Origin of the sequence: Aeromonas sp. S5(2024), assembly GCF_041403025.1 — a bacterium.
Classification (GTDB): domain Bacteria; phylum Pseudomonadota; class Gammaproteobacteria; order Enterobacterales; family Aeromonadaceae; genus Aeromonas; species Aeromonas hydrophila.
Genome location: NZ_JBGLRI010000003.1, coordinates 247,901 through 272,064, shown reverse-complemented (window position 1 = coordinate 272,064; position 24,164 = coordinate 247,901). Strand labels below are relative to the sequence as shown.

Below are 24,164 nucleotides of genomic sequence, written 5' to 3'. Positions count from 1 at the left end.
ATTATGACAATAATCGCCGTTTACTATTGCGCCAAAACAGAATGCCGTCATAGACAAGGCGGCCATCACAGTCCCTGAGCGTGGGAGAGGAACAAGATGACGAGCTTAAGTCGGGAAGCCCTGTTGGTCAGGGCCGCCCTCGAGGCCGAGGGCCTCGAAACACCTCTGGTGGCCAATGCACTGGACGGTCAGCAGAAGCGGGAGAAGATCGAAGGCCACATGCGCGCCATCATGGAGACGCTGGGGCTGGATCTGGCCGATGACAGTCTGGCGGAGACGCCGCACCGCATCGCCAAGATGTACGTCAACGAGATCTTCTCCGGCCTCGATTACGCCACCTTCCCCAAGGTGACGGTGATCGAGAACAAGATGAAGGTGGACGAGATGATCATGGTGCGGGACATCAGCCTCACCAGCACCTGCGAGCACCACTTCGTCACCATCGACGGGCTGGCCCATGTGGCTTACATCCCCCGTGGCAAGGTGATCGGGCTCTCCAAGATCAACCGCATCGTGCAGTTCTTTGCCCGCCGCCCCCAGGTGCAGGAGCGGCTGACCCAGCAGATCCTGCTGGCGTTGCAGACCCTGCTCGGCACCAAGGATGTGGCCATCAGCATCAAGGCGACCCACTTCTGCGTGAAGGCCCGCGGCGTGATGGACTCCACCTCCTACACCACCACCACCTCCCTCGGTGGGGTGTTCAAGACCCAGCCCGATACCCGTGCCGAATTTCTGGCCGGCCTGAAGCGCTGATCTGCCCGGAGACGTGCCGCCGCGGCGGCATGTCTCCTCGCTTTCCCCCCTTTTTTCCTTCTCCTGACTGCCCGCCGATTGCCCCGACAATTTTCCTCAAGGGATTGGCAGGCCCGGTCGATATATCTTTTCATGGCTTGGGTGCGCTCTTTGGGAGCGCACCCAAGCCGGCAAGGTGCCTGTTCCGGCGGCTCTCTCGACCGGGGTCTTGCAGCCATTTCCCAGCCATGTGCCATCGCGGCTTGGGCTCGGCTGTTGGGCAGCTCGGCACTTTGGCAACACTGTTCGCCTCGTTCATGCAAGGACATAGATTCATCAAGGCTGGATGAGCCGCCATGGAGGCGGTGACCGCGGATCGTATCGCTACGGTCCAGACGAGCGTTATCTGTTCACTCATATCCAGGACATGCCATGAATACCAGTACCATGACCATTGGCAAGAAACTCACCGCCGGCTTTGCCGTGCTCGGCCTGATGATGGCCTTCATCGGCGGCTTCTCGTTGCTGCAGTTCGGCAACATGAACCGGGCAGCCATCGGCTTTACCGACAGCATATTGCCCGCCGTGGTGCGCACCAGCACCCTGGGTGAGACCATCAACACCCTGCGCCGCTATGAACTGGATGTGTTTCTGGTGGCGGCCGACCCGCAGCAGCGGGCCCACTATCGGGATCTCAGCGAGCAGAGCCTGCAAGAGGTTGCCCGGCAGGTCAAAGCCCACGACGCCACCATCTGGGCAGAGGATGTGGAGGAGCGTCGCACCTTTGATATCGTCAAGCAGGATTGGGACAAGTACGTCGCCCTGCACCAGCGGGTGCGGCTGATGCAGGATGGCGGCCAGCTGGCAGAGGCCCAGCAGCTGTTCATGAGCGAGGGCGTCACCCTCTATACCAATCTGGCCAAGTCGGTGGCGGATCTGATCCGCATCAACCACGGCTACTCCGTGGGCTCCCGTGCCCAGGTGGTGGAGGCGTTTGACAGCGCCAAGCTGAGCATCATCATCGCCCTGCTGCTGGGTCTGGGGCTGGCGGCCGTGCTCTCCACCGTGCTGACCCGCCAGATCCGCGATCCCTTGGTGATGCTGGCCCGTCAGGCGCAGCGCATCGCGAGCGGTGATCTGGGCAAGGGCGAACTGCAGGAGTGGATCCGCGGCAGTCGCTTCAAGCGTGACGAGCTGGGTCAGCTCGGCGCCGCCATCGATCGCATGCAGGGTTCGCTCGCGGATCTGGTGAGCGAGATCGCCGGCTCGGTGAGCCAGCTCAGCAGCGCGGTGGAGGAGGTGAGCGCCATCTCCGAGCAATCCGCCACCGGCATGGCTCGCCAGCAGAGCGAGGTTTCCCAGGTCGCCACCGCCATGAACGAGATGCAGTCCACAGTGAACGAGGTGGCCCGCAACACCACGGACGCCATGAGCGCGGCCAAGGATGCCTCCCGCACCTCGACCCAGGGCAACCAGGTGGTGCGCAGCGCCATCAGCAGCATCGAGGAGGTGTCGGTCAAGATTGAGCAGGCGGGCGCCGTGGTGCAGCAGCTGGAGCAAGACAGCAACAACATCAGCATGGTGCTGGACGTCATTCGCGGTATCGCCGAGCAGACCAACCTGCTGGCGCTCAACGCGGCCATCGAGGCGGCCCGTGCCGGCGAGCAGGGCCGCGGCTTCGCGGTCGTTGCCGACGAGGTGCGCTCCCTGGCCCAGCGCACCCAGAACTCCACCGCCGAGATCAGCAAGATGATCGAGGTGTTGCAGGAGCGTACCGCCGAGGCGGGCAGCGCCATGCAACTGAGTCGCCAGCAGATGCAGGAGAGCGTGGGGCTGGCCCGGGAAGCGGGCAGCAGCATCGACACCATCAACGGTGCCGTCACCCAGATCACCGACATGAACACCCTGATCGCAACCGCCACCGAGGAGCAGAACGCGGTGACGGAGGAGCTCAACCGCAGCATCGTCAACATCCACAATGCGGCCGACGAGAACGCCCTGGGGGCCCAGCAGACCGCCCAGGCCTGCGTGGAGCTGAGCAAGCTGGCCAATACGCTGCACCATATGACCCAGCGTTTCACTCTCTAAATCTTGCTGCCACCAGGCAAATAACAGAAGGCCCCGTCCATTGGCGGGGCCTTGTTGTTTCTGGCTGGTTTGTGGATCGCAGAGTCGATGAGCGCAGTGTCATCGGTCGGTGCCAGACTTTTTATCCGATCATTTAGCTCAGCCCGACGATATTGCCGTTATCGTCGATATCGATATGACGGTAACCGGTGGCAGGCGTCGAGGCGGTGGCTTGGTCTGCAGCTGCCACTCACCATCAACCATCAGCTCAGGCCGACTATTTCGCCGTTATCGTCGATGTCGATATGACGGTAGGCCGGCAGACTGCCAAGGCCCGGCATGGTCATGATGGGGCCCGCCAGGGCATAGACGAAGCCGGCACCGGCGCAGAGCTTCACCTCTTCGATGGGCACCTCGAAGTCCGTCGGCACCCCCTTGAGGGCCGGATCATGGCTGATGGAGAGCGGCGTCTTGGCCACGCAGACCGGCAAGTGCTCCCACCCCTCGGCGGAGAGTTGTGCCAGCTGCTGGCGCGCTTTGTCCGACAGCGTCACCCCGCGGCCCCCGTAGCCACACTCCACCAGGGTTGCCAGCTTGGCGTCGAGGCTCATCTCGTCGGGGTAGAGCAGTTTGACCTTGCCCGGTTGCTCACAGGCGGCCACCACGACCTGGGCCAGCTCGCTGGCACCGGCCCCGCCCTGGGCAAAGGCGCTGGAGATGGCGCTACCACAAGCGCCGGCCTGCAGCGCCGCGCGGGCCAGCAAGGCAAGCTCGGCCTCGCTGTCGGTGGGGAAGCGGTTGATGGCGACCACCACCGGCACCCCGTAGCTGCGGGCATTGGCGATGTGCCAGCCGAGGTTGGCACAGCCCTGCTCAAGGGTCGGCAGATCCTCGCGCAGCAGGCTTTCCGGCAGCGGCTGACCCGGTCGAATGTCGAGCAGGCCACTGTTGGCCTTGAGGCCGCGTACCGTCGCCACCAGCACCACGCAGGCCGGCGTGATGCCGGACTGGCGATGCTTGATGTTGAAAAACTTCTCCAGCCCCATGTCGGAGCCAAAGCCCGCCTCGGTCACCACGTAATCGGTGAGGCCGAGGGCCATGCGATCGGCGATCACCGAGGAGTTGCCGTGGGCGATGTTGGCAAAGGGGCCGGCGTGCACCAGCACCGGGGTCTGCTCGGTGGTCTGCATCAGGGTAGGCTGCAGGGCCTCTTTGAGCAGCACCGTCATGGCGCCCGCCACTTCCAGCTGCTCGGCGGTGATGGGCTTGCCGTGCAGGTCCCGGGCCAGCTGGATGCGGCCGATGCGCTGGCGCAAGTCTTTCAGATTGCTCGCCAGCGCCAGAATGGCCATCAGCTCGGAGGCGGCGGTGATGACGAAGCGATCCTGGTGCTCGACGCCATCGGCGGCGCCCCCCTGACCGATGGTGAGGTGACGCAGGGCGCGGTCGTTCATGTCGAGGGTGCGCGGCCAGAGGATGTTGTCTGCATCGATATCGAGGCGCTGCAAACCGGTTCTGGCGCTGAACTGGTCGCCGAGCTTGCGCTCATGGAACAGGCGGGCATCGAGGGCCGCCGCCGCCAGGTTGTGGGCAGCGGTGATGGCGTGAAAGTCACCGGTGAGGTGCAGGTTCATCTCCTCCATCGGCACCACCTGGGCATGACCGCCACCGGCGGCGCCCCCCTTGACCCCGAACACCGGGCCCAGGCTCGGCTGGCGGATGGTGGCGATGCTGGGCTGGCCGATATGGTTGAGCCCCATGGAGAGACCGAGGGTGGTCACCGTCTTGCCCTCGCCAAGCGGGGTGGGGGTGATGGCGCTCACCAGCACCAGCTTGCCCGCCGGTTTGGGGAGAGACTTGAGCAGCTCGAGGCTGAGTTTGCCCTTGTAGTGACCGTAAGGATGGAGCTGGTGCGAAGGGATGGCGAGGCGTTCGGCCAGCGCGTGAATGGAGAGACGGGGGGACTGGCGGGAGATCTCGATATCGCTTAGCATCAGCACCTCGTTGGCATGTCAGGTCAAATATGCGGCGCAGTCTAGTGGAATCAACAGGGTTATCCAATGAGTAATAATATTTTGTCCGGCAATCGTGAGCTGCATCTAACGCCCATCGAGCTGGATCTCAACGCCCTCTATCACCCGCCCAAACAGCCGTTGACCGCGCTGGGGGTCGTCAGCGCCTTCATTCCGCTGTTTGGTTATGGCTGGCAGGCGATGACCCAGAATCCCGAGACCCACTTTCGCCACGAGCTGGGCAAGCGCATCAACAAGCACAAGACCGACGAGGCCAATCTCATCCTGACCCTGCAGCTGGCCGGCATGCTCGATTGCCACTGCCTGCACATCACCTTGCCCTATGCCTTTGACGAGGCGCAGCTGGCGACCCTGCGCCAGCGCCTGCCGCGCTGGCAGCTGAGCCTGCGCGACTTGCTGCTGGTGGCCGAGCTGCCGCTGCCTGCCGATAGCGCCGCCTCTTAGCCATCCCGTCACCTCGGCCGCGGCAAGACTTAAGCCTTGCGATCCCAGTAGTGGGGGGCGAGATAGCGCTCCTGCACGAATTCGATGAAACAGCGCACCTTGGCTGAGACGAAACGGCGGTGCGGATAGAGGGCATAGAGCCCCACCTGCCCCTTCTCCCACTCCGGCAGCAGTGACACCAGGGCGCCGGAGCGCAACGCATCGCCGACGATGAAGGTGGGCTGCAGTATGATGCCCTGATGGTCGCAGGCCGCCCGGGTCAGGGCCACCCCGTTGTTGGCCCGCAGCGGCCCCTGCGGGCGCACGCTCAGCTGCTCGCCATCCCGTTTGAACACCCAGTCCGGCTGGGTCAGGGTGTAGAGCAGGCAGTCGTGCTGCTTGAGATCCTCCGGGGTGTTTGGCGTGCCCCGGCGGGCCAGATAGGCCGGGCTGGCGCACACTTCCAGCCGCATCATGGCCAGCGGCTTGGCCACCAGGGAGGAGTCCGGCAGGTTGCCGATGCGCAGCGCCAGATCGAACCCCTCTTCCACCAGCGCCACTCGTCGATCGCTGTACTCGATCTCCAGCTTCAGATCCGGGTAGCGTTCGCGAAACAGCGGCAGGGCGGGGGAGAGGTGCAGGTAGCCGAAATCCATCGGCACCGACAGCTTGAGGGTGCCCTGGGGTTGCTGGTTGTTGCGGGTCAGCTGGCTGTGGGTCTCTTCGAGTTCCGCCAGCAGCGCCTGGGAGCGCTGGTAGTAGAACTGGCCAGCCTCGGTGGGGTTGACCTGGCGGGTGGTGCGCGACAGCAGCCGGGTGGAGAGCGACTCCTCCAACTGCTGCATCAGCTTGGAGGTCATGGCGACCGAGATGCCGAGCTGGTTGGCGGCCTTGGTAAAACTTTGACACTCCACCACCTTGATGAAGGTGCGCATGGCGGCTATCTGGTCCATCTTTCACTCTCAGTTGATAATTATTTTAATAAATCGCCGATTATCTATTCCGATATGGAGGTTAGCATCTTGGCTGTTGTTGTGAACCCCCAATATGAAGGAACGAACGGATGAAAATGACCAAGGCCCTGCTGGCCTCCTGCCTGTTTATGGCGGCTCCCCTGATGGCAGCCGATTACGACGTCGATGCGGCGCACACCACGGTGCAGTTCAAGGTGGGTCACCTCGGCTTCTCCGAACTGGTGGGCCGTTTCAATACCTTCAGCGGCACCTTCAGCATGGACGACGCCAACCCGGCGGCGGCCAAGGCGAGCTTCGAGATCGATGCCGCCAGCGTGGACTCCAACCACGAGCCGCGCGACAAGCATCTGCGCAGCCCCGATTTCCTCGACGTGAAGCAGTTCCCCAAGATGACCTTCGTCAGCTCCGGCTATGAGGGCACCAAGGATAAAGGCGTACTGAAAGGCACCCTGACCCTGCACGGCGTGTCCAAGGAAGTGGCCTTCGATCTGGTCCACATCGGTGAAGGCAAGGATCCCTGGGGTGGCTACCGCAGCGGCTTCAACGCCACCACCACCATCAAGCGCAGCGACTTTGGCGTGAACTACATGGTGCCGAACATCCCCGACGAGATGAGCATCAATCTGTTCGTCGAAGGCGTGCGCAAGTAATGGGCGCGGCACTCCTGCTGCAAACCCTGGCGGCTCCTTTGGGAGCCGCTTTGCTGTCGTGGCGCTGGCCGCGGCTGGGGTATCTGTGGGGCGCCCTGGCGCTCTGGTTGGTGGGCTGTCTGCTGGGCGGTGCCTACGGGCTGCCGGTGAAGGCGTGGCAGTGGCTGCCGCTGACTCTGCTGGTGCCCGCCCTGGCGGCGCAGCTGGCCGACCAGCGGGCCGCGCTTGCGCTGTTTGCCGCTCTGGGGGCGCTGGTGTGGTGGCAGGGGCTGGCCTCGGTGCTGGCGAGCGAGCCTGCCATCTGGCTGGCGTTGCTGCCTGCCATCGCCTGGCTGGGATGGACCGGGCTGCGCGGTGACAGCTGCGAGGGGCTCGGCTTTGCCCTCGGCTTCATCTGGCTGGCGCTGGTGATCGGTATCGACGGCAGCCTGCTGATTGCCCAGCTGGCCGGCGCGCTGGCGGCTTTCGCCGGTTCCCGTGCTCTGCTAGGGGCCTTTGCCGGCAGCCAGGTGGCGCCCGCTGCGCTCGGGTTGGCGCTGGCCTTTGTGCAGATGCTCGCCTGGCAATACGTGGAAGTGCCGCTGCTGGTGCTGCTGCCGGTTTGGCTGCTGCCGCTGCTGGAGTGGACCTTGCGCAGCAAGCCCTGGATCCAGCGCTGGGCCATGTTGATCCTGCTGGCGGGCGCAGGAGCCGGACTCAGCCTCTGGAAGGTGTGGCCGGAAGCCTCGTTGTACTGATTTTTAGCATAAAAAACAGACAATTAACCCAAAAGTTGCCGACTTCGTCATAGTCTGCACAGATAAAGATTGAGCCCCATAGTGCTTTCAGATAAAAAGGTTTTTCAATTATCTGGACACACACAGAACCCGGTCTGACCGGGTTCTGTTTGCCTGCTTGTTTGCGGCGCGCTAAGGAGGCCACAGTTGCGCAGTCAAGGATCTGAGCATCTGTTTTTTCGCCATTTCACCGAGCAGGGACGTCTCGACGGGCTCTGCATTCTGCTGGTTACCCATCTGCTTCCCGATCGCCCCCAGTTTATCCAGGCCCTCGATCAGATCGGGCGGATCGGCGCCATCCTGCCCAAACCCAAGTCAGTGCATGGACCGACCCTGACCTGGGCCCAGCAACACTATCCGGTACTGCCCCTCAATCGCCAGTGGACCAACACCCCGCAGGGAGTGATCGAGCACATAGCCCCGCTGGTAGCGCCCCATGAGCGGTTGATTATCCTCGATATCGGGGGCTATTTCGCCAGGACCCAGGTCACCCTCAGCGAGTACTTTGGCCCCCGTTTTCTCGGGGTGGTGGAGATGACCGAAAACGGCCATCAGCGCTACGAGCAGGAGGTGCTGGCCACCCCGGTCATTTCGGTGGCGCGCAGCCCGCTCAAGCAGGCCGAGGATATCCAGATTGGCTTGAGCGTGGTCTACTCCGCCGAATCCCTGGCCCGCACCCTCAACCGTACTTTCAATGTCTGCCAGGCCGCCCTGTTCGGCTACGGCAAGGTGGGCCGCAGCATCGCCCGCGAGCTCAGATGCCGCAATCTGCACCTGGAGCTGGTGGAGACCGACGTGCTGCGCCAGGTGGAGGCGCTCTCCCACGGTTTCAAGCTGGTGGGCAAGGCCGAAGCCCTCGGTCGGGCCGAGCTGGTGATCTGCTCCACCGGCAATGGCGCGCTGGACTTGGCGGATCTGCAGCAGCTGCGCCCCGGCACCATGGTTGCCTCGGTCACCTCGGCGGACGACGAGTTTGCGTTCTGCCTTGCCCAGCTGCCCTGGCCGAGCGAGGAGGTGTGCCCCCACGTGCTGGCACTGACCCGCCCCGACGGCAGCACCATCTTCCTGCTCAACCGGGGCGAGGCGGTCAACTTCGTCCATGGCGCCGTTATCGGCGAATACGTCTATCTGGTGCTGGCGGAGATCATCGAAGGGGTGCGTCAGCTGGCGCTGCAGCCGCTGGCCCCCGGTTTGTTCGACCTGCCGCAGTCGACCATGCGCACCATTGCCCGCCACTGGCTGGCCGACTTCCACGGGGTCGCCCAGTGAGTGCCTTTTTCTTAGCCGCCATTGATGGAGTGACCACATGAGCGACACGACGCTGCCCACCCCCAAACCCCGCATCGAGATCCGCTACTGCACCCTCTGTCGCTGGATGCTGCGCGCCGCCTGGCTGGCCCAGGAGCTGCTCTCCACCTTCGACAGCGATCTGGGCGAGGTAGCGCTGGTGCCGGCCAGCAAGGGGGAGTTTCGCATCCTGGTGGACGGGGTGCTGGTGTGGGATCGGGTGGCCGATGAGGGCTTCCCCGAGGCCAAGGAGATCAAGCAGCGGGTACGCGATGTCATCGCCCCCGAGCGCGACCTGGGCCACGCCGATCGCAAGCCGGCTGCCGAGTAGGCCACAGCATCAATGACAGAGAGAGGGAGGCACAGGCCTCCCTCTCTCGTTGTGGCATTCGGTCAACGGTCGGCAGCTGTGCCTGGCTCATCTTCGGCGGGAAGGCCGATATAGCGGGCCCGCTTGTGGGGTTTGAGGCGGCTAACATCCACCCACACCAGGCCGTCGATGCAGTGGTTGAAGTCGGGGTCTATGCCAAAATCCATGAACTGCACGCCGCCCGGCTCGCACAGCTCGGAGTACTGCTTGTAGAGGGTAGGGATGGCGCAGCCCAGGTTGTCGAGACGGGCCTTGAGCTCCCGCAGATCGGCGCCGTAATCCAGCCCGGTAAACAGCGGCGGCGTGGCGGGGTAGGGGCGGCGCGACGGGGCGAGCGCGAGCTCGGGGGAAAAGTGCTGGCGATAGAAGCTCACCAGCAGATCCTTGGCCGCCGCCGGCAGGCTGCCGGAGAGCGACACCGGCCCGAACAGGTAGCGATAGCGGGGATAGCGCGCCAGGTAGGCGCCGATGCCGAACCAGAGGTAATCGAGCCCCCGCTTGCCCCAATAGGCGGGCTGGATGAAGCTGCGGCCAAGCTCGATGGCAAGTTCCAGCCTGGGCAGCAATTTCTCTTCAAAGCCGAACAGGGTGTGGCTGTAGAGGCCGCCTAGCCCCTTGCTGGCCAGCAGTTCGGCCACCGGCGCGAAACGGTAGGCGCCGATGATCTCGAGCCGGGCCGGATCCCAGAGAAGCAGGTGGTGGTAGTCATCGTCGAAGGCGTCGAGATCCCGCCGCCTGCCGGAGCCTTCCCCCACCGCCCGAAAGGCGATTTCCCGCAGGCGTCCCAGTTCGCGCAGGATCACCGAGTGGCTCAGCTCGTGGCGCCGGTAGAGGTAGATCCCCTGGCCGTCCGGGGTGTGGCCGAGCGCCTCGCAGGCGTCGATGGCCTGTTTGAGCTGACGGCGCTCCTCCGGCAGGGCGATGGGGGCCTCGGTGGCCAGCAAACCCCGCTTGCCGCGCCCGACTCGGTAGAGGTGGTTGCGCACCAGCCGGGCCGCGCTCTTGGCGGGCAGCTCCTGCACCCCGCTGGCCGGAATGCGGGCACCGATGGTGACGCCGATGCGTTTCCCTTGCTGGCGAAACAGCTGCTTGACCAGCAACAGCCCCGCCCAGTCGTTGTGGAGCCAGGCGGCGAGATAGAAGGAGAGACCATTGCTCCCGTCCAGATGGATGGGCACCAGCGGGGTACGGGTGCGCTGGGCCAGCTTGATGAAGCCCGCCTGCCAGGGGCCGTCCTTGACCCCCTTGGGGCTGAGGCGCGACACCTCGCCGGCGGGAAAGATCACCAGCGCCCCTTCGCTCGCCAGGTGTTCCCCCATCGCCAGGATGGCGCGCCGGTCGGTCTTGCCGCTCAGGTTGTCCACCGGCAGCAGCAGGGGGCGCAGCGGCGTCAGCTGGGCCAGCAGCTGATTGGCCACTATCTTGACGTCCGGCCGGATGCGGCCGAGCAGGCGCAGCAGGGCCAGCCCGTCGAGGGAGCCGATGGGGTGGTTGGCGACGATGATGACCCGGCCGCTGGCCGGAATGTGCTCGAGCTGGGCCTCGCTCACCCGGTAGTCGAAGTCGAGCTCGGTCAGCGCCTGCTCGACGAAGTCGAGTCCGCGCAGGTGGGGATGACTCGTGGCGAAGCGTTGAAACGCCTGCTCGTGCAGCAGCCAGCGCAGCCCTTGCCGGAGCAGGGGGCGCAGCAGGCCGTGGGCCGAGAGGCGGGGCAGGTGTTGTTGTAGCAGGGCATCGACACTGAACATGGGCTGGGCTCCGATGAGTCGTTGTCCTAGTGTGACGCCCTTCTGTTCCCGCCCCATGGCAGCGGGATGACAGTTTGATGGCAAAGAGGGGAGCCGGTTAACCGGCTCCCCTCTTGTGGTCATGGCGGTGACGATGGCCGGTTTAGCCGCGCCAGGCCGAAGTCAGGCGCACCAGCTCCACCAAGGTGGTGACCGCTTTTTCCATGGATTGCAGCGGGATGAACTCGTGCTTGCCGTGGAAGTTGTGGCCGCCGGTAAACAGGTTGGGGCAGGGCAGCCCCATAAAGGAGAGCCGTGCGCCGTCGGTACCGCCGCGAATGGGTTTGATCCTCGGGGTGACGTCGGCGGCCTGCATGGCGGCCTTGGCCAGCTCGACGATGTGCATGTGCGGCTCGATCTGGCTGCGCATGTTGCGATAGCTGTCGGTCAGGGTGAGCTCGATGCGCGCCCTGGGGGCCTCCAGCTGCAGCGAGGCGACCCGCTCCTTGAGCTGGGCCTTGCGGGCGGCGAAGCCCTCGTCGTCGAAGTCGCGGATGATGTAGTGCAGGCTGGTCTCTTCCACTGTGCCGTTCATCTGGGCCAGGTGGAAGAAGCCCTGATAGCCGTCGGTCGCCTCCGGGGTCTGCTCGGCAGGCATGGCGGCGTGGAAGCGGGCGGCCAGGGTCTGGCTGTTGATCATGCTGCCCTTGGCGGTGCCGGGGTGCATGTTGTTGCCGATAAAGCGCACGGTGGCGCCGGCGGCGTTGAAGTTCTCGTATTCGAGCTCGCCCAGCTCGCCGCCGTCTACCGTATAGGCCCATTTGGCCGGGAAGCGGTCCAGCGGGAAGCGGTCGGCGCCGCGGCCTATCTCCTCGTCCGGGGTAAAACCGACCCAGACATCGCCACGGGGGATCTCGGGGTGTGCCAGCAGGTGGTCGATGGCGGTGAGGATCTCGGCGATGCCCGCCTTGTCGTCGGCCCCCAGCAGGGTGCTGCCGTCGGTGGTGATGAGATCCTGTCCCAGGTAGTTTTTCAGGAAGCGGTAGTCGCGAATGGCCAGCACCTCGTCGCCCTTGCCCAGACAGATGTCGCCGCCCTGATAGTTTTCGATGATCTGGGGCACCACGTGCGCCGCCTCGTAGTCGGCGGTATCCATGTGGGCGATGAGGCCGATGGCCGGCGCGTCCGGCTGGTTGCCCGGCAGGCAGGCGGTGAGGTAGCCGTATTGGTCCAGGGTGACCCGGCTCAGCCCCATCTGCTGCATCTCGTCGCACAGGGCGCGGGCGAAGACGAGCTGCCCCTCGCTGCTGGGACAGGCGGGATTGGTCGCATCGGAGCGGGTATGAAAAGTCACGTAACGCAGAAAACGCTCAAGCAAGGTATCCATTGGCAAGCCTCGTACCGGTGGGGAGGGGCCATTGTGGCCAATCTGGCGGCGCGGCTTTTTGCGTCAGCGCAGTTTTTGCCGCATTTTTTGGCGAAGATCTGGCTGTAAACGTGTAAGGTGGTTCAGGCTGTGGTTGTTGATATCAAGCGCAGCATAAAATATCTAATTACTGACATTTTTAAGCGGCTTGTGATGTGGCCAGGCAGGCGCTCAGCACTGAGGGTGTCGGGGGCGACAACGGATGGCGCAAACCGGCGTTATTTTCAGGGTGGAAAAGAGGGGGTGGACGGACTTCTTCTCCCGCATGCCAGGCCTGCTGGCAGCAAGATTTGATCGCCTTATTAAAAGCAGTTTTTGAACACTATTTTTTATTGTCACCGCTGGCGGTAAGTGTGTACACTCCGCGCCGATCCAAGGGTAACCCTGAGCAGGCAGAGGCCACCAGACTCCCGGAAGATCAGACGCCTATAGGGCGAGGCACGCAGCAACGACAGACACTGCTAGGGTATGGTTTCTTTAATACCGGTTAGGCTCCGGTATCAGGGAGAACAACGGACACTCAATGTCCAGCTGACCGAGTGAGCCAACGGCTCATCATCTTCCCTTGTCATGGGCGGTCACTGGTGCTGAGCGGGCTGTGGTTGTTGTCGTCTATCAACACGCATGCGTGCTGACGCCTTCGCTTCTCTTCCTTGAAACCTTCCCTTGCTGTCGTGATGGCTGCCGAATGATGAACGGATCGCGTGGCTGATGCTGTCCGTCATCAAAGTACCGCGGCGCTGTTAGCGCAGCACCGCATACCGTTGAGCTTGATGTAAAGCCACCAGCCCCACATCAAGACTCGTTACTTCCCCAAGATCCACCAGGCAGCCTAGGCTTGCCGCGATGTGCAAGGGATGTGACGGAAGGGCCCGGGTCAAGCCGCCGCGTAGTGCGCGCAGGTTGCAGGAGTCGCCCTTCCCGAGCCGGCAGGCCGCCTCGGCGCGCCGCACCTTGTCATCGATGGTCTGGATGTGATTGAGGGTAACGAAGGCGGCCACCGGCCGCTCATTTGCGAGGCATAGCCCATGACTAACTGGTCCAGCAAGGACTCCTTGAAGGTCTACAACGTTCCCTACTGGGGTGCGGGTTTTTTCAACATCAATGACGCCGGTCATGTGACCGTCGCTCCCGACAAATCACGCCCTGATGCACAGATCGTGCTCTCCGACGCCATCGAACAGTTGCGTCAATCCGGGCTGACCACTCCGGTACTGCTGCGTTTCCCCGACATCCTCAAGAGTCGGGTCGATGCGCTGTTCAACGCCTTCGGTCAGGCCATCGAGAAGTCAGGCTATGAAGGGGACTACCTGTGCGTTTACCCGATCAAGGTAAACCAGCAGCGTCGCGTCATCGAGACCATCAGCCAGTCCTACAGCGACAAGCCCCGGCTTGGCCTGGAAGCTGGTTCCAAACCGGAACTGCTGGCCGTGCTGTCCCATCACCATGAGCAAGGCTCGGTGATCGTCTGCAACGGTTACAAAGACCGCGAATATATCCGCCACGCCCTCTTGGGCAACCTGATGGGCCACAAGGTCTACATCGTGGTGGAGAAGCCCTCCGAGCTGGAAATGGTGCTGGACGAGTCAGCTCGTCTCAACATCAAGCCCAACATCGGGGTGCGTGCCAAGCTCGCTTCCACCGGCTCCGGCATGTGGGAATCGAGCGGCGGCTCCATGTCCAAATTCGGTCTGTCCGCCTCCCAGATCCTGGCGCTGATCGAGCGTCTGCGCGGGCTGGGCAAGCTGGACTGCCTGCAACTGCTGCATTTCCACCTGGGTTCCCAGATCGCCAACATCCGCGACATCCAGGGCGGCATCCGCGAGTGCGGCCGTTTCTACGCCGAACTGCGTCGCCTCGGTGCCAACATCGAAGTGGTTGACGTGGGTGGCGGCCTGGGGGTGGACTACGAGGGAACCCGTTCCCAGAGCCACTGCTCCGCCAACTACAGCCTCTCCGAGTACGCCAACAACGTGGTGTGGGGCATCGGCGATGTTTGCCGCGAGTTCGACCTGCCGCACCCGACCATCATCAGCGAGTCCGGCCGTGCCCTGACCGCTCACCACGCCGTGCTGGTTACCAACATCATTGGTGCCGAAGGGGTGGAGATGAACGACATCAGCGCACCGGACGACGATGCGCCCACCATTCTGCAGAACATGTGGAAAGGCTGGCTGGACCTGCGCAGCGAAGATCCCTCCCTGCTGGAGATCTTCCACGACTCGGTGGCTGACCTGGGCGACGTCAACACCCAGTACACCATGGGCTTGCTCAACCTGGAGCAACGCGCCTGGGCCGAGATGTTGCACCAGAACACCTGTCTGGCGCTCAAAGAGTTGCTCAACCCGGTCAACCGCAACCACCGTGCGCTGGCTGACGAGCTCTCCGAGAAACTGGCTGACAAGTGCTTTGCCAACTTCTCCCTGTTCCAGTCCCTGCCGGATGCCTGGGGTATCGGTCAGGTGTTCCCGGTGATGCCGCTGGCCGGCCTCGAGCGTCCGCTCACTCGCCGCGGCATCCTGATGGACATCACCTGTGACTCCGACGGTCAGGTCGAGCACTACGTCGACGGTCTGGGGGTCGAGAGTACCCTGCCGATGCCGGTCTACGGCGAGAACGAAGAGTGCCACGTCGGCTTCTTCCTGGTCGGTGCCTACCAGGAGATCCTGGGAGATCTGCACAACTTGTTCGGTGACACCCACTGCGCGGAAGTGTGGCTCGATGACGAAGGCAAGATGGACATTCGCAACGTGGTGCGCGGCGACACCGTCGACCAGCTGCTGCGTTACGTCAACATCGACCCGTCCGTCATCCGCGAGAACTACCAGCGCATCGTCTCCCACCCGGCGCTGGACGACGCGACCCGCAAGGCCCTGCTCGACGAGCTGGAGCTGGGTCTGCAAGGCTACGCCTACCTGGAAGACGAATAAGCCTGAGGCTTGTTCATCCGCCCCGCGAGACCACGTGGCGCGGAGATAAAAAAACGGCGCCTGCGGGCGCCGTTTTTGTTGCGCACGATCCGCCGCAGCGGGCGCTGGCGGAGTGAGTCTTGGGCTGGGTACGGCTGGCGGATGTCGGTTTTGGGCCCCATGGGCCGCAGATCCGGCAGATATCCGGGGCGGCCGTCGCTTCCCTTGATCTGCATCAAGTTTGCAGCGGCCGGGTTATCTTACGGTCAGAGTGATGTTGAAGGGATGTAACAAAAGGATGTGCGTATGGAACTTGAAAGGGACCCGAGATGCTACACCGACGTTTGTATCGACGGTAAGTGGTATCACTACGACCACTGCAGCACCAACGTCTACATGCTGATGGGAGGCGCCGCGCCGAGCCTGCAGCTGGCTTATGAGCCCAGCAGCGAGGAGGAGCTTATCGAGATGCTCCGCCAGCTCGCCCGCTGCTGAACTACATTGCCAGCATTGCCTGCGGCCATCGGCAGCTTGCCGATGGCCGCGCTTCATTTATCAGCTCAATTGCCCCGCTTCTGCCCCAGCAGTCCCTTGCCGAGCTCTTGCAGGGCGATAGCCGCGGCGTAACCGGCGTCCGACTTGCCTATCTCATCGGCCACGTAGAGGAAGTTGGAGCGATACTTCTCCACCGCCTCGCGCGGGTTGGCCGCGTCGATGAAATCCTCTTCCACCTCGAACCCCTGCGCCAGCAGCGCCGCTTTCTCGGGCAGGAAGGTGGGGGAGGCCATGTCGATAAAGGTGTACTGCTGCCGGTTGGAGGCCGGGATAGAGAAAAACTGGTACTTCGCCATTTGCGATACCTCGCCTGAACGGTTGTGTCGTGATGCGAGCTTCCTCTCGCCGAACTTTCGTCGAACTGTTTCTCGGGCGTCGAACTGATCCCCGGGCCTGTTGCAGGCAATAAAGGTAACGTTCGAATCTTGTTGTGGCTGAAGATTACCCCGCTTTATCCTCATCGCACAATGGGCAGTTGATACTTTTTTCGCCAAGAAAAACAATGCGGCCCGACGGTCTGGATTGGCAAAAAAAGCCAGCCCCGGCAAGGGGCTGGCGTAGGTGACGGGCGCTGGCTCAGAGTACGAAGCTTTGCACCATGGCACGCAGCTGCTCGGTGAGCTGGTGGATCTGGCGGGCGGCGTCGCGGGCGGCGTTGGCCACCTGCAGCGCCTCGTCGCTGCCATCGGAGATGCGCACCACGTTGCGCTCTATTTCGTTGACCACGGCCCCTTGCTGCTCGATGGCGCTGGCGATCACCGAGTTGGTGTCGACCATGCTGCCCACCCGCTCGGTGATGGCGCCAAAGGCCTGCTGGGCCTCCTGGGCCAGACCAACCCCCTCCTGCGCCTCGCGGCTGGCGGCGGACATGGCGCTGACCGAGGCACGGGCGCCGGTTTGCAACTGCTCGATCATCTGCTGGATCTCGACCGTGGCCCCCTGGGTGCGGTTGGCCAGCGAGCGCACCTCGTCGGCCACCACCGCGAAGCCGCGTCCCTGCTCGCCGGCGCGGGCCGCCTCGATGGCGGCGTTGAGCGCCAGCAGGTTGGTCTGCTCGGCGATGCCGCGGATCACCCCGATGACGCCACCAATCTGGCTGCACTGCTGCTCCAGCTGGCCGATGGTCTCGGCGGTGCGCAGCACCTCGCGGTTGATGTGGTCGATGGCCTTGATGGTACGCTCGACCACCGCCTCGCCTTGGCCCACCACGGCCTGCGCCTCCTGGGTCATGCGGGCGGCCTGCTGGGCGTTGCCCGCCATGTCGTGGGAGGTGGCGGCCAGCTCCTTGATGGCGGTGGCCACCTGATGGGTCTCCCCTTGCTGATCGGCGATCACCTCCTGGGAACGGCAGGTCCGCGCGTCGATTTCGGTGGCGCTCTCCACCACGCTGACACCGTTCTCCCGCACCCGCAGCATCAGGGTGCGCAGGGTCTGCAGGGTCACGTTGTAATCCCGGCTGATGGCGGCCAGTTCATCCTGGCCGACGATCTCGATCTGCTGGCTGAGATCCTGGGCGTTGACCCGGGCGGCGATCTCCCGCACCCGGCCCACGGTGCCACGCAAGGAGAGATAGGCGCCGATCATCAGGTAGAGATAGACCAGCAGGATGGCGGTCAGCGGCCCGGTCACCCACCAGAAGTGGCGCTGGTTGGCGGTCATGCGCTGGTGCAGATCCGCCTCCAGCCGCTGGCGCACCTGACCGGCCAGCGCCGTGATGGCGGCATCCAGCCCATCCCCCAGCGCCAGCACCTCCTTGCTGGAGAGCTGCACCTGCTGGTCCTTCATCATCTTGTTTTCCAGGGTGTCGACCCCCTGATGGGCTTGCTGAAGCAGGGCGTCGGTCTGCTGGCCCAGCTCGCTGCGATAGGCGGGGGCCATCTCATAGAGCAGGGTCAGGTCGGCCTCCAGCTCCTGCAGGGTGGCGTTGATGAGGTCGAGGCGAAAGCGCAGGGCGCTGTAGCCCTGGGCCTGAAACAGGCCAAAGTCGGCGATGGTGGCGGCCCGATCCCGCACCTGGGCCAGCAGATCGCGCAGCTGCGGCAGCCGCTCGCTGGCGAGCACCACCATGTAGTAGGTGCCGAGCGCGGGATCCTGCACCAGGCTGCTGGCGGCGGTGGTGCTCTTGTAGAGGTGGCGTACCTCGGTCAGCAGCTTGTCGTGGCGCAGGTTGCTCTGATCCACCTCGAGCCCGAGCGCCTCGTTTTGCAGGCTGGACCACTCCTGGGCGAGGGTATCGAACACAGGGTTTTGCTGTTTGGTGGCGGCGAAGGCAGCCAGGCTCGCATCGACGGCCCGGGCCGCGGCCTTGACCTCCTCCTCGCCGACCGGGTTCTGTTCATAGCCGTGCCGGGTGACCAAGTTGCGATGGGTCAGCAGGGCCTGCTCGATGGCGGGCAGCGGCGCCAGCTTGACCACGCCGGCCAGCTCCTTACGGGCCTGGGCGTTGTCGTCCTGCAGTCGACCCAGCAGGTTGGTCATGCTGTAGGCCAGCGGCAGCAGCATCAGGCAGGACCAGAGCAAAAACTTGTACTTGAAGGAGAGCTGATTGCCGAGCCGGATGGCGGGCGTGAATATCCATTTCATATGAAGCCTCGGGCCCCGACGGGGCGTGTAGCGGGATGGCTGGATATTACTCCTCGCCGGGTGGCTCGGCTGGGGGCGGGGTGGAAGTTGTGATCCCCTTGGCTTTTTCCCATGGCGAGGGGGGCTGAATGGGTCAGAAAAACGGGCCACCCTCAGGGGGGCCCGTTGCCGATGGGAGCAGGTCGCGGCTCAGTTGAACGCCAGGAAGGGCGAGACGCAGAGCAGCAGGCCGGTGACGATGATGATGTAGAGGGAGACCCCCTTGTACTTGTGCAGCGCCGGCACCTGATAGACCAGATAGGCCGGGATGAGGCACCCCACCATGCCGAAGATGGGGCTGCAGATGGAGGTGAAGCTCAGCACCGGGGCGTTGAGCACGATGGCCCCCCAGGAGAGCAGCACGGTGAACAGCATGATGCCCTTGCCCACCAGCCCCTTGTTGATGCGATCTTCCGGCATCACCCGGCGCAGCAGGTTCATCGCCAGCCCCTGGCAGGCTTCACGAAAGCCCAGATAGACGCCGAAGTAGGCGGTCATTACCGCGAAGATGTTGAGGGTGAGGCTGAGCAGCTTGAGGGTCTGGCCCGGCATGCCCTGAGCCACCATGGCCAGCGCCGAGATGTTCTCCTCGGAGGCCTTGACCGCCTGCTCGTGGCCCATGGCCAGGGTGAAAGAGACGGCGTAGAAAAACACCACCACGAACAGGATGCCAAAGGCGATGTTCATGGCGCGCATCGCCTTGAAGCGGGCCACTTCCAGGGATTTTTCCCGCGAGCGGTAGGAGATCACCATGGGGCTCAGGCTCTGGATGAAGAGAATGGAGGTGAGGGTGAAGGGGAGCATGACGATGGCATCCTTCAGCCAGTCACCACTGGCCGGCATGGCGGTGATGTTGGCGGCATCCCACTTGCCCACCATCATCAGGCCGAGCACCGCCACCACGCTGATCTTGGTCAGCACCATGAAGGTGGAGATCTTGAACAGCAGGTTTTCGCCGCGCGAGGCCAGCGCCACCAGGGCGCAGATCAGCACCAGCCCGTAGAAGGGATTCTCGGAGAGCAGTTGCTGGGTGACCCCGAAGCTTTGCAGGAAGGAGGCGCTGTCATTGGTGATGGCGGTGGAGTAGACGAATACCCAGATCACCAGCATCACGAAGTAGAGGGCGCCAAGCAGCACGCCCCAGTTCTTGCCGAGGTAGCCGCTGATGACGCTGGGGTAGTCCTTGCACTCGGGCGAGGTGGCCAGGGTATTGATGAAGAGGCGCTGGAACATGTACATGGCCGGGTAGCCGATCACTGCCGACAGCAGAAACACCCACAGCCCCATCAGTCCCACCTGCACCGGCAGGAAGACGATCCCCGCCCCGATGGCCATGCCGATGCTCATGATGACCCAGCCCCAGTCGGTGCTGTCAAAACGAACCGCTTCTTTCCATTCCAGCGTGCCCATCACGGGCCGGGTGAGTGTCGTACTGTGCGCGTCCATAAAATACCTTATTTTTGTAGGGGTAAAAATCAGGCGCAAATATAGTTGAATAAAAAGCGGCAAAACAATGCTTTTTATCGCTCTTCTACCTAAAGAGGGAGACAGATTACGCTTTCAATTTGCGCCTGCAACCGAATTTATCGCTGTTTTTGCAGGTTTTAGTTGAATAGAATGCCTAATAAGCAAATAATGTTGAACAAGACGAGACTATTGATTGCAAAAATAATTGCATTTTAAGGAGTGGCAATATGAAAAAGATCATCGTGGCAGAAGCCGCACCCGATGCCATCGGTCCCTACAGCCATGGCACTGCCTATGGCGACCTCATCTTTACCTCTGGCCAGCTGCCGGTGTGCAAACAGCAGGGTGGCGTGGTGGAAGGGGGCATCGAAGCCCAGAGCCGTCAGGCGCTGGAGAACCTCAAGCATGTCTTGGAGGCCGCCGGCGGCAACCTGGATACCGTGCTCAAGACCACCTGCTATCTCGCCGAGATCAGTGATTTTGCCGCGTTCAACGAGGTTTATAAACGCTATTTCCTGAAAGATTGCCCGGCCCGCAGCTGCTTTGCGGTGAAGGATCTGCCGATGGGTGTCAGGGTAGAAGTGGAAGCGATCGCTCACATCGCTGGTTAATGTTGATAGAAAGGGTGTTCTGATGAAGCAAGCGTGGCAGCAGTATCTGCAGATTATTCAACAGGTTGTCAAACCGGCGCTGGGTTGTACCGAGCCCATCGCCGCCGCTTATGCCGCCGCCGTCGCCGCCCGGCAACTGGGCTGCAAGCCCGTCCGGCTGGAGGTGGTGGTGTCGGACAACCTCTACAAGAACTCCATGGGGGTCTATGTGCCGGGCACCGGCAAGATTGGGCTGGCCATTGCCGCCGCCGCCGGCGCCATCGGTGGTAACGCTGAGGCCGGGCTGGAGGTGCTGGCCGCCATCACGCCGGCCCAGGTCGCAGAGGCGCAGGAGTTGATCGATGCAGGTCAGGTGCAGGTGAGTCGCACCTCGGCCCCCGAGTTCATCTATTGCCGGGTGCGGCTGCTGGGCCTTGATGCAGAGGGCACCGAACACAGCGCCGAGGTGACCCTGTGCGGCGGCCATACCCGCATCGTCGAGCAGCGCTGCAATGATGAAGTGACCTTCACGGCCGAGCAGGGCCAGGGCGGTGCCACCGGCGCCATCTGCGACGGGGTCGACATCAGCATCGCCGCCATTCATGAGTTCGCCACCCAGGTGGAGTTCGAGCAGATCCGCTTTATCCTGCAGGCTTCCGAGCTCAACGGCAAACTCTCCGACGAGGGGATGAACAACCCTTATGGCCTCGAGATCGGCCGCACCATGCAGCAGAACATCCAGGCCGGCCTCATCGGCGAGGACGTGATGAACCGCATCGTGATGCGCACTGCGGCGGCCTCCGATGCCCGCATGGGGGGCGCCAGCCTGCCGGCCATGAGCAACTTTGGCAGCGGCAACCAGGGCATCGCTGCCACCATCCCGGTGGTGGTCATCGCCGAGCGCTTCGGTGCCAGCGAAGAGCAGCTGGCCCGTGCCCTCATCATGAGCCACCTGGGGGCCATCTACATCAAGTCCCACTATCCGCCGCTGTCGGCCTTTTGCGGCAACACGGTCACCAGCGCGGCCGCCGCCATGGCCATGGTCTATCTGGCGGGCGGCAGTTTCGAGCAATCCTGCCACGCCATCCAGAACGTGCTGAGCGACAGCGCCGGCATGGTGTGCGACGGCGCCAAGGCCTCCTGCGCCATGAAGGTGAGCACCTCCTCCGGGGCGGCGGTGCGCGGCTTCCTGATGGCGCTCAACAGCCACGGGGTATCGGGGCAGGGGATCGTGGCGGGCAACGTGGAGCAGACCATTCGCAACGTGGGCCAGATGGTCAAAGACGGCATGTCTGCCACAGACAGCACCATTATTGATATCATGTCCGCCTGAGTGTCCCTGTCGGCTGCCACCCTTGCCCGGGTCGGCGGCCCTTTTATAAGGTTTCAATGTGAAGCTGCAAGAGCTGAGTCAGACCGATTTCGAGATCCTCAAGGCGATGGAGATCATCGTGGACGGCATCGCCGCCATGTATGGTCAGCACACCGAGGTGCTGTTGCACAGCCTGGATGCGCGCAATCCGTCGATCATCAAGATTGCCAACGGCCATATCACGGGGCGCAGCGTCGGTGCTCCCATCACCAACCTGGCGATGATGAAACTCAAGAGCGGGCAGGATATCTCCAGCCCCTACATGACCAAGTGCGCCACCGGCAAGACCCTGCGCTCGCTTACCACCGTCATTCGCAATGGCGAGGGGCAGGCCATCGGCTTGCTCTGCATCAACACCGACATGGATGCCCCGCTGCAATCCGTGCTGCGCACCATGATGCCGGAGTGCCTGCACGGCCACGATGGGCATGCCACCCCGGAGGTGTTTGCCCGCAACATCGATGAGGCCCTCAACAGCACCATCGACACCGTCAGTGCCGAGGTGCGCGGCAACGAGGCGGTGCCCCCGTCCCAGAAGACCCGGGTCATGGTCAACCAGCTGCACGAGCTCGGCATCTTCGAGCTCAAGGACAGCGCCCAGATAGCGGCCCGCCAGCTCGGCATCTCGGTTCACTCCATCTACCGCTATCTGCGGGAGATCAAGAAGGGCTGAGCGCATGGCGCCAGCCAGCATTAACGGGTCAGCATTGACCCGTTTTGTTTTTTCCGCCCGCCGCCCGCCGCCCGCCGCCCGCCGCCTGCGCCTTGGCTGCCCCGGTGCATCTGTTATCATGCCTCTTCTGTTTTTGTTATCTCATTGAACCTGCTGGAGAAACCATGTCCCGTACCCTCTATCTGCTGCGCCACGGTCAGACCCGTTACAACGCCGAACTGCGGCTGCAGGGGCGCTGCAACTCCGAACTGACCGCCAAGGGGGAAGCCCAGGCCCTCGCCATGGGGGCCCGTCTGGCCAAGCTCCTGTCCGAGCCTGCCGACTGGATGATTTATGCCAGCCCCCTCGGGCGGGCGCGCCAGACCGCGGAGCGGGTGTGTCAGCAGCTTGGCCTGGACCAAGCGCGTATCGTCTGGGACGAGCGGCTGGTGGAGTTGGGGATGGGGGAGTGGGAGAGCCGCCGGGTGCCCGAGCTGCTGGCGGCCCACCCCGAGCTCGATCTGGAACAGCCAGACTGGTATCTGCAAGCCCCCGAGGGCGAGAGCTTTCAGAGCATTCAAGGCCGGGCGCTGAGCTGGCTGCAGGATGAGCAGATCGCCGAGCGCGCCATCGTGGTCTCCCACGGCCTGTTTGGTGCCATGCTGCGCGGGGCTTATGCGGATCTGGACTACACCACCACCTGGCTGCAAGAGTTGCCGCAGGATGCCTTCTTCAAACTGAGCGGTGGCCGCATCGAGCGGATCCCCTGCTGACCCCGACCAAAACGGCTCGCCATTGGCGAGCCGTTTATTTATGAGCGAAGCAGGCGCGTTATTCTCGCACCAGCCTGGGCAGCGCTTGGTAAAGGGCCTCACGTTTTTGTGCCTGGTTGACGCCATAGTGCAGCTCACGGTGGCAATTAGGGCAGAGCGCCACCGTGTTGCTGATGGTATCCGAACCCCCTTCGGCGAGTGTGCGCAGATGATGCACCTCTAAGAAGGCGTCCCCCGTGGTGGCATGAAAAGGGGCCGGTTGTGCGCAGCTTTCGCAGTGGCCCGCCGCCGTCATCAATACCCAAGCCTTCACCTTTGGATCTCGCCCATAGCCAGGGTTGGCTCCATAACGCTGCTGTGGTTCTTGGATGCCGATGGGCATGGGGAGTGTTGGCTTGATCTTGTAGCGGCTCACTTGATGCTCAAAGGCGGCCTTGCCGGTATAGGGTTGGCCATCGAGTTCACAGAGCAGGCGCTCTATGATGGGGGCATTGTGGGGGCCCACGTTTTTAGCCGGCTTGAGACCTGATACCCAGGTCCGCCCTAGCAGGGCGCAGATATAGGAGATGTTCTGCATTCGATACTCGAATGCCTTCTCGGTGCGGCCAAACTGGTTAGCGAGTTCGGTGTAATAGCGCTTTTTGACGAAGGGGGCGCCATTTTGCTCCATGGTGCGCATCGCCAGATAGGCGCTGACCGTCGCCCTTAATTCCTCTTCTGTCCATGTCCCGCGCAAAACTGGCTCCTCAGCCCTGTTTC

At 63.1% G+C, this 24,164-nt stretch carries 22 protein-coding genes; 13 read left to right on the top strand and 9 right to left on the bottom strand.

The genetic code is table 11. The features are described from left to right. Window positions 1–96: 96 nt before the first annotated feature. Together folE and ACB032_RS07835 are read left to right on the top strand one after the other, a co-directional pair. Entirely contained in the window at window positions 97–753 is a 657-nt protein-coding gene (gene folE / locus ACB032_RS07840) for a GTP cyclohydrolase I FolE (protein ID WP_011705496.1), read from the top strand. Window positions 754–1,164: 411 nt separating this feature from the next. Then, window positions 1,165–2,820, top strand: a complete 1,656-nt coding sequence (locus ACB032_RS07835; protein WP_371137689.1) for a methyl-accepting chemotaxis protein — start codon at window positions 1,165–1,167, stop codon at window positions 2,818–2,820. A 242-nt stretch (window positions 2,821–3,062) separates the two neighbouring features. Here ACB032_RS07835 and ACB032_RS07830 read toward each other — a convergent pair whose 3' ends face one another. After that, window positions 3,063–4,793 (bottom strand): formate--tetrahydrofolate ligase, encoded by a 1,731-nt coding sequence (locus ACB032_RS07830; RefSeq protein ID WP_371137688.1) that lies wholly within the window; start codon window positions 4,791–4,793, stop codon window positions 3,063–3,065. A 66-nt stretch (window positions 4,794–4,859) separates the two neighbouring features. Between ACB032_RS07830 and ACB032_RS07825 the strand changes: the two genes are divergently transcribed. After that, complete coding sequence (locus ACB032_RS07825) at window positions 4,860–5,276, top strand: hypothetical protein (protein ID WP_371137687.1); 417 nt, start codon at window positions 4,860–4,862, stop codon at window positions 5,274–5,276. 29 nt (window positions 5,277–5,305) lie between these two features. Here the strand turns inward: ACB032_RS07825 and ACB032_RS07820 are convergent, their stop codons facing one another. After that, window positions 5,306–6,208 (bottom strand): LysR family transcriptional regulator, encoded by a 903-nt coding sequence (locus ACB032_RS07820; RefSeq protein ID WP_011705501.1) that lies wholly within the window; start codon window positions 6,206–6,208, stop codon window positions 5,306–5,308. A 110-nt stretch (window positions 6,209–6,318) separates the two neighbouring features. On the opposite strand from ACB032_RS07820, the gene ACB032_RS07815 reads away from it, so the two are divergent. The 4 genes from ACB032_RS07815 (at window position 6,319) to ACB032_RS07800 (ending at window position 9,273) form a co-directional block, all read left to right on the top strand. After that, window positions 6,319–6,879, top strand: a complete 561-nt coding sequence (locus ACB032_RS07815; RefSeq protein ID WP_011705502.1) for a YceI family protein — start codon at window positions 6,319–6,321, stop codon at window positions 6,877–6,879. After that, entirely contained in the window at window positions 6,879–7,616 is a 738-nt protein-coding gene (locus ACB032_RS07810; RefSeq protein WP_371137686.1) for a hypothetical protein, read from the top strand. Before ACB032_RS07815 ends, ACB032_RS07810 begins: the two co-directional genes overlap by 1 nt. Before the next feature lie 186 nt (window positions 7,617–7,802). Beyond that, window positions 7,803–8,924: an adenosylhomocysteinase gene (locus tag ACB032_RS07805; RefSeq protein WP_016350268.1), complete on the top strand. Its 1,122-nt coding sequence runs from the start codon at window positions 7,803–7,805 to the stop codon at window positions 8,922–8,924. A 37-nt stretch (window positions 8,925–8,961) separates the two neighbouring features. After that, the gene (locus ACB032_RS07800; protein ID WP_017781774.1) at window positions 8,962–9,273 is read left to right on the top strand and encodes a SelT/SelW/SelH family protein; all 312 of its coding nucleotides are present in this window, start codon (window positions 8,962–8,964) and stop codon (window positions 9,271–9,273) included. A 62-nt stretch (window positions 9,274–9,335) separates the two neighbouring features. On the opposite strand, the gene ACB032_RS07795 is transcribed toward ACB032_RS07800, so the two are convergent. The 3 genes from ACB032_RS07795 to ACB032_RS07785 form a co-directional block, all read right to left on the bottom strand. Further along, complete coding sequence (locus ACB032_RS07795) at window positions 9,336–11,060, bottom strand: lysophospholipid acyltransferase family protein (RefSeq protein WP_371137685.1); 1,725 nt, start codon at window positions 11,058–11,060, stop codon at window positions 9,336–9,338. 142 nt (window positions 11,061–11,202) lie between these two features. Next, window positions 11,203–12,426 carry a peptidase T gene (gene pepT / locus ACB032_RS07790; RefSeq protein ID WP_371137684.1) on the bottom strand — a complete coding sequence of 408 codons (1,224 nt, stop codon included), beginning with the start codon at window positions 12,424–12,426 and terminating at the stop codon, window positions 11,203–11,205. Window positions 12,427–13,208: 782 nt separating this feature from the next. Further along, entirely contained in the window at window positions 13,209–13,466 is a 258-nt protein-coding gene (locus ACB032_RS07785; protein ID WP_024943755.1) for a hypothetical protein, read from the bottom strand. A 27-nt stretch (window positions 13,467–13,493) separates the two neighbouring features. Here ACB032_RS07785 and speA point away from each other — a divergent pair, with 27 nt between their 5' ends. Continuing rightward, entirely contained in the window at window positions 13,494–15,395 is a 1,902-nt protein-coding gene (gene speA / locus ACB032_RS07780) for a biosynthetic arginine decarboxylase (RefSeq protein ID WP_024943754.1), read from the top strand. A gap of 285 nt (window positions 15,396–15,680) precedes the next feature. Then, window positions 15,681–15,869 (top strand): hypothetical protein, encoded by a 189-nt coding sequence (locus tag ACB032_RS07775; protein ID WP_371137683.1) that lies wholly within the window; start codon window positions 15,681–15,683, stop codon window positions 15,867–15,869. A 65-nt stretch (window positions 15,870–15,934) separates the two neighbouring features. Here the strand turns inward: ACB032_RS07775 and ACB032_RS07770 are convergent, their stop codons facing one another. From ACB032_RS07770 to ACB032_RS07760, 3 genes are all read right to left on the bottom strand, one after another. After that, window positions 15,935–16,225, bottom strand: a complete 291-nt coding sequence (locus ACB032_RS07770; RefSeq protein ID WP_167297544.1) for a hypothetical protein — start codon at window positions 16,223–16,225, stop codon at window positions 15,935–15,937. Between the two features lie 280 nt (window positions 16,226–16,505). Next, window positions 16,506–18,512: a methyl-accepting chemotaxis protein gene (locus tag ACB032_RS07765; protein ID WP_060388991.1), complete on the bottom strand. Its 2,007-nt coding sequence runs from the start codon at window positions 18,510–18,512 to the stop codon at window positions 16,506–16,508. Window positions 18,513–18,701: 189 nt separating this feature from the next. Next, window positions 18,702–19,997, bottom strand: coding sequence for an amino acid permease (locus ACB032_RS07760; RefSeq protein WP_041218311.1), 1,296 nt, complete (start codon window positions 19,995–19,997; stop codon window positions 18,702–18,704). A 248-nt stretch (window positions 19,998–20,245) separates the two neighbouring features. Here ACB032_RS07760 and ACB032_RS07755 point away from each other — a divergent pair, with 248 nt between their 5' ends. From ACB032_RS07755 to ACB032_RS07740, 4 genes are all read left to right on the top strand, one after another. Further along, window positions 20,246–20,629, top strand: coding sequence for a Rid family detoxifying hydrolase (locus ACB032_RS07755; protein ID WP_011705513.1), 384 nt, complete (start codon window positions 20,246–20,248; stop codon window positions 20,627–20,629). A gap of 22 nt (window positions 20,630–20,651) precedes the next feature. Next, a complete protein-coding gene (locus ACB032_RS07750) occupies window positions 20,652–21,941 on the top strand; it encodes a serine dehydratase subunit alpha family protein (protein WP_011705514.1) in 1,290 nt (429 codons plus the stop codon). A 58-nt stretch (window positions 21,942–21,999) separates the two neighbouring features. Next, a complete protein-coding gene (locus ACB032_RS07745; RefSeq protein WP_005299461.1) occupies window positions 22,000–22,653 on the top strand; it encodes a transcriptional regulator in 654 nt (217 codons plus the stop codon). A gap of 164 nt (window positions 22,654–22,817) precedes the next feature. Continuing rightward, on the top strand, window positions 22,818–23,405 hold the full coding sequence (locus ACB032_RS07740; RefSeq protein ID WP_206819715.1) for a histidine phosphatase family protein: 588 nt from the start codon (window positions 22,818–22,820) through the stop codon (window positions 23,403–23,405). A 58-nt stretch (window positions 23,406–23,463) separates the two neighbouring features. Here ACB032_RS07740 and ACB032_RS07735 read toward each other — a convergent pair whose 3' ends face one another. Continuing rightward, window positions 23,464–24,141 (bottom strand): HNH endonuclease, encoded by a 678-nt coding sequence (locus tag ACB032_RS07735; RefSeq protein WP_371137682.1) that lies wholly within the window; start codon window positions 24,139–24,141, stop codon window positions 23,464–23,466. Window positions 24,142–24,164: the final 23 nt, after the last annotated feature.

Coding starts and splice junctions, on each gene's coding strand:
- folE (WP_011705496.1), top strand. CDS start 97: ATGACGAGCTTAAGTCGGGAAGCCCTGTTGGTCAGGGCCGCCCTCGAG.
- ACB032_RS07835 (WP_371137689.1), top strand. CDS start 1,165: ATGAATACCAGTACCATGACCATTGGCAAGAAACTCACCGCCGGCTTT.
- ACB032_RS07830 (WP_371137688.1), bottom strand. CDS start 4,793: ATGCTAAGCGATATCGAGATCTCCCGCCAGTCCCCCCGTCTCTCCATT.
- ACB032_RS07825 (WP_371137687.1), top strand. CDS start 4,860: ATGAGTAATAATATTTTGTCCGGCAATCGTGAGCTGCATCTAACGCCC.
- ACB032_RS07820 (WP_011705501.1), bottom strand. CDS start 6,208: ATGGACCAGATAGCCGCCATGCGCACCTTCATCAAGGTGGTGGAGTGT.
- ACB032_RS07815 (WP_011705502.1), top strand. CDS start 6,319: ATGAAAATGACCAAGGCCCTGCTGGCCTCCTGCCTGTTTATGGCGGCT.
- ACB032_RS07810 (WP_371137686.1), top strand. CDS start 6,879: ATGGGCGCGGCACTCCTGCTGCAAACCCTGGCGGCTCCTTTGGGAGCC.
- ACB032_RS07800 (WP_017781774.1), top strand. CDS start 8,962: ATGAGCGACACGACGCTGCCCACCCCCAAACCCCGCATCGAGATCCGC.
- ACB032_RS07795 (WP_371137685.1), bottom strand. CDS start 11,060: ATGTTCAGTGTCGATGCCCTGCTACAACAACACCTGCCCCGCCTCTCG.
- pepT (WP_371137684.1), bottom strand. CDS start 12,426: ATGGATACCTTGCTTGAGCGTTTTCTGCGTTACGTGACTTTTCATACC.
- speA (WP_024943754.1), top strand. CDS start 13,494: ATGACTAACTGGTCCAGCAAGGACTCCTTGAAGGTCTACAACGTTCCC.
- ACB032_RS07775 (WP_371137683.1), top strand. CDS start 15,681: ATGGAACTTGAAAGGGACCCGAGATGCTACACCGACGTTTGTATCGAC.
- ACB032_RS07770 (WP_167297544.1), bottom strand. CDS start 16,225: ATGGCGAAGTACCAGTTTTTCTCTATCCCGGCCTCCAACCGGCAGCAG.
- ACB032_RS07765 (WP_060388991.1), bottom strand. CDS start 18,512: ATGAAATGGATATTCACGCCCGCCATCCGGCTCGGCAATCAGCTCTCC.
- ACB032_RS07760 (WP_041218311.1), bottom strand. CDS start 19,997: ATGGACGCGCACAGTACGACACTCACCCGGCCCGTGATGGGCACGCTG.
- ACB032_RS07755 (WP_011705513.1), top strand. CDS start 20,246: ATGAAAAAGATCATCGTGGCAGAAGCCGCACCCGATGCCATCGGTCCC.
- ACB032_RS07750 (WP_011705514.1), top strand. CDS start 20,652: ATGAAGCAAGCGTGGCAGCAGTATCTGCAGATTATTCAACAGGTTGTC.
- ACB032_RS07740 (WP_206819715.1), top strand. CDS start 22,818: ATGTCCCGTACCCTCTATCTGCTGCGCCACGGTCAGACCCGTTACAAC.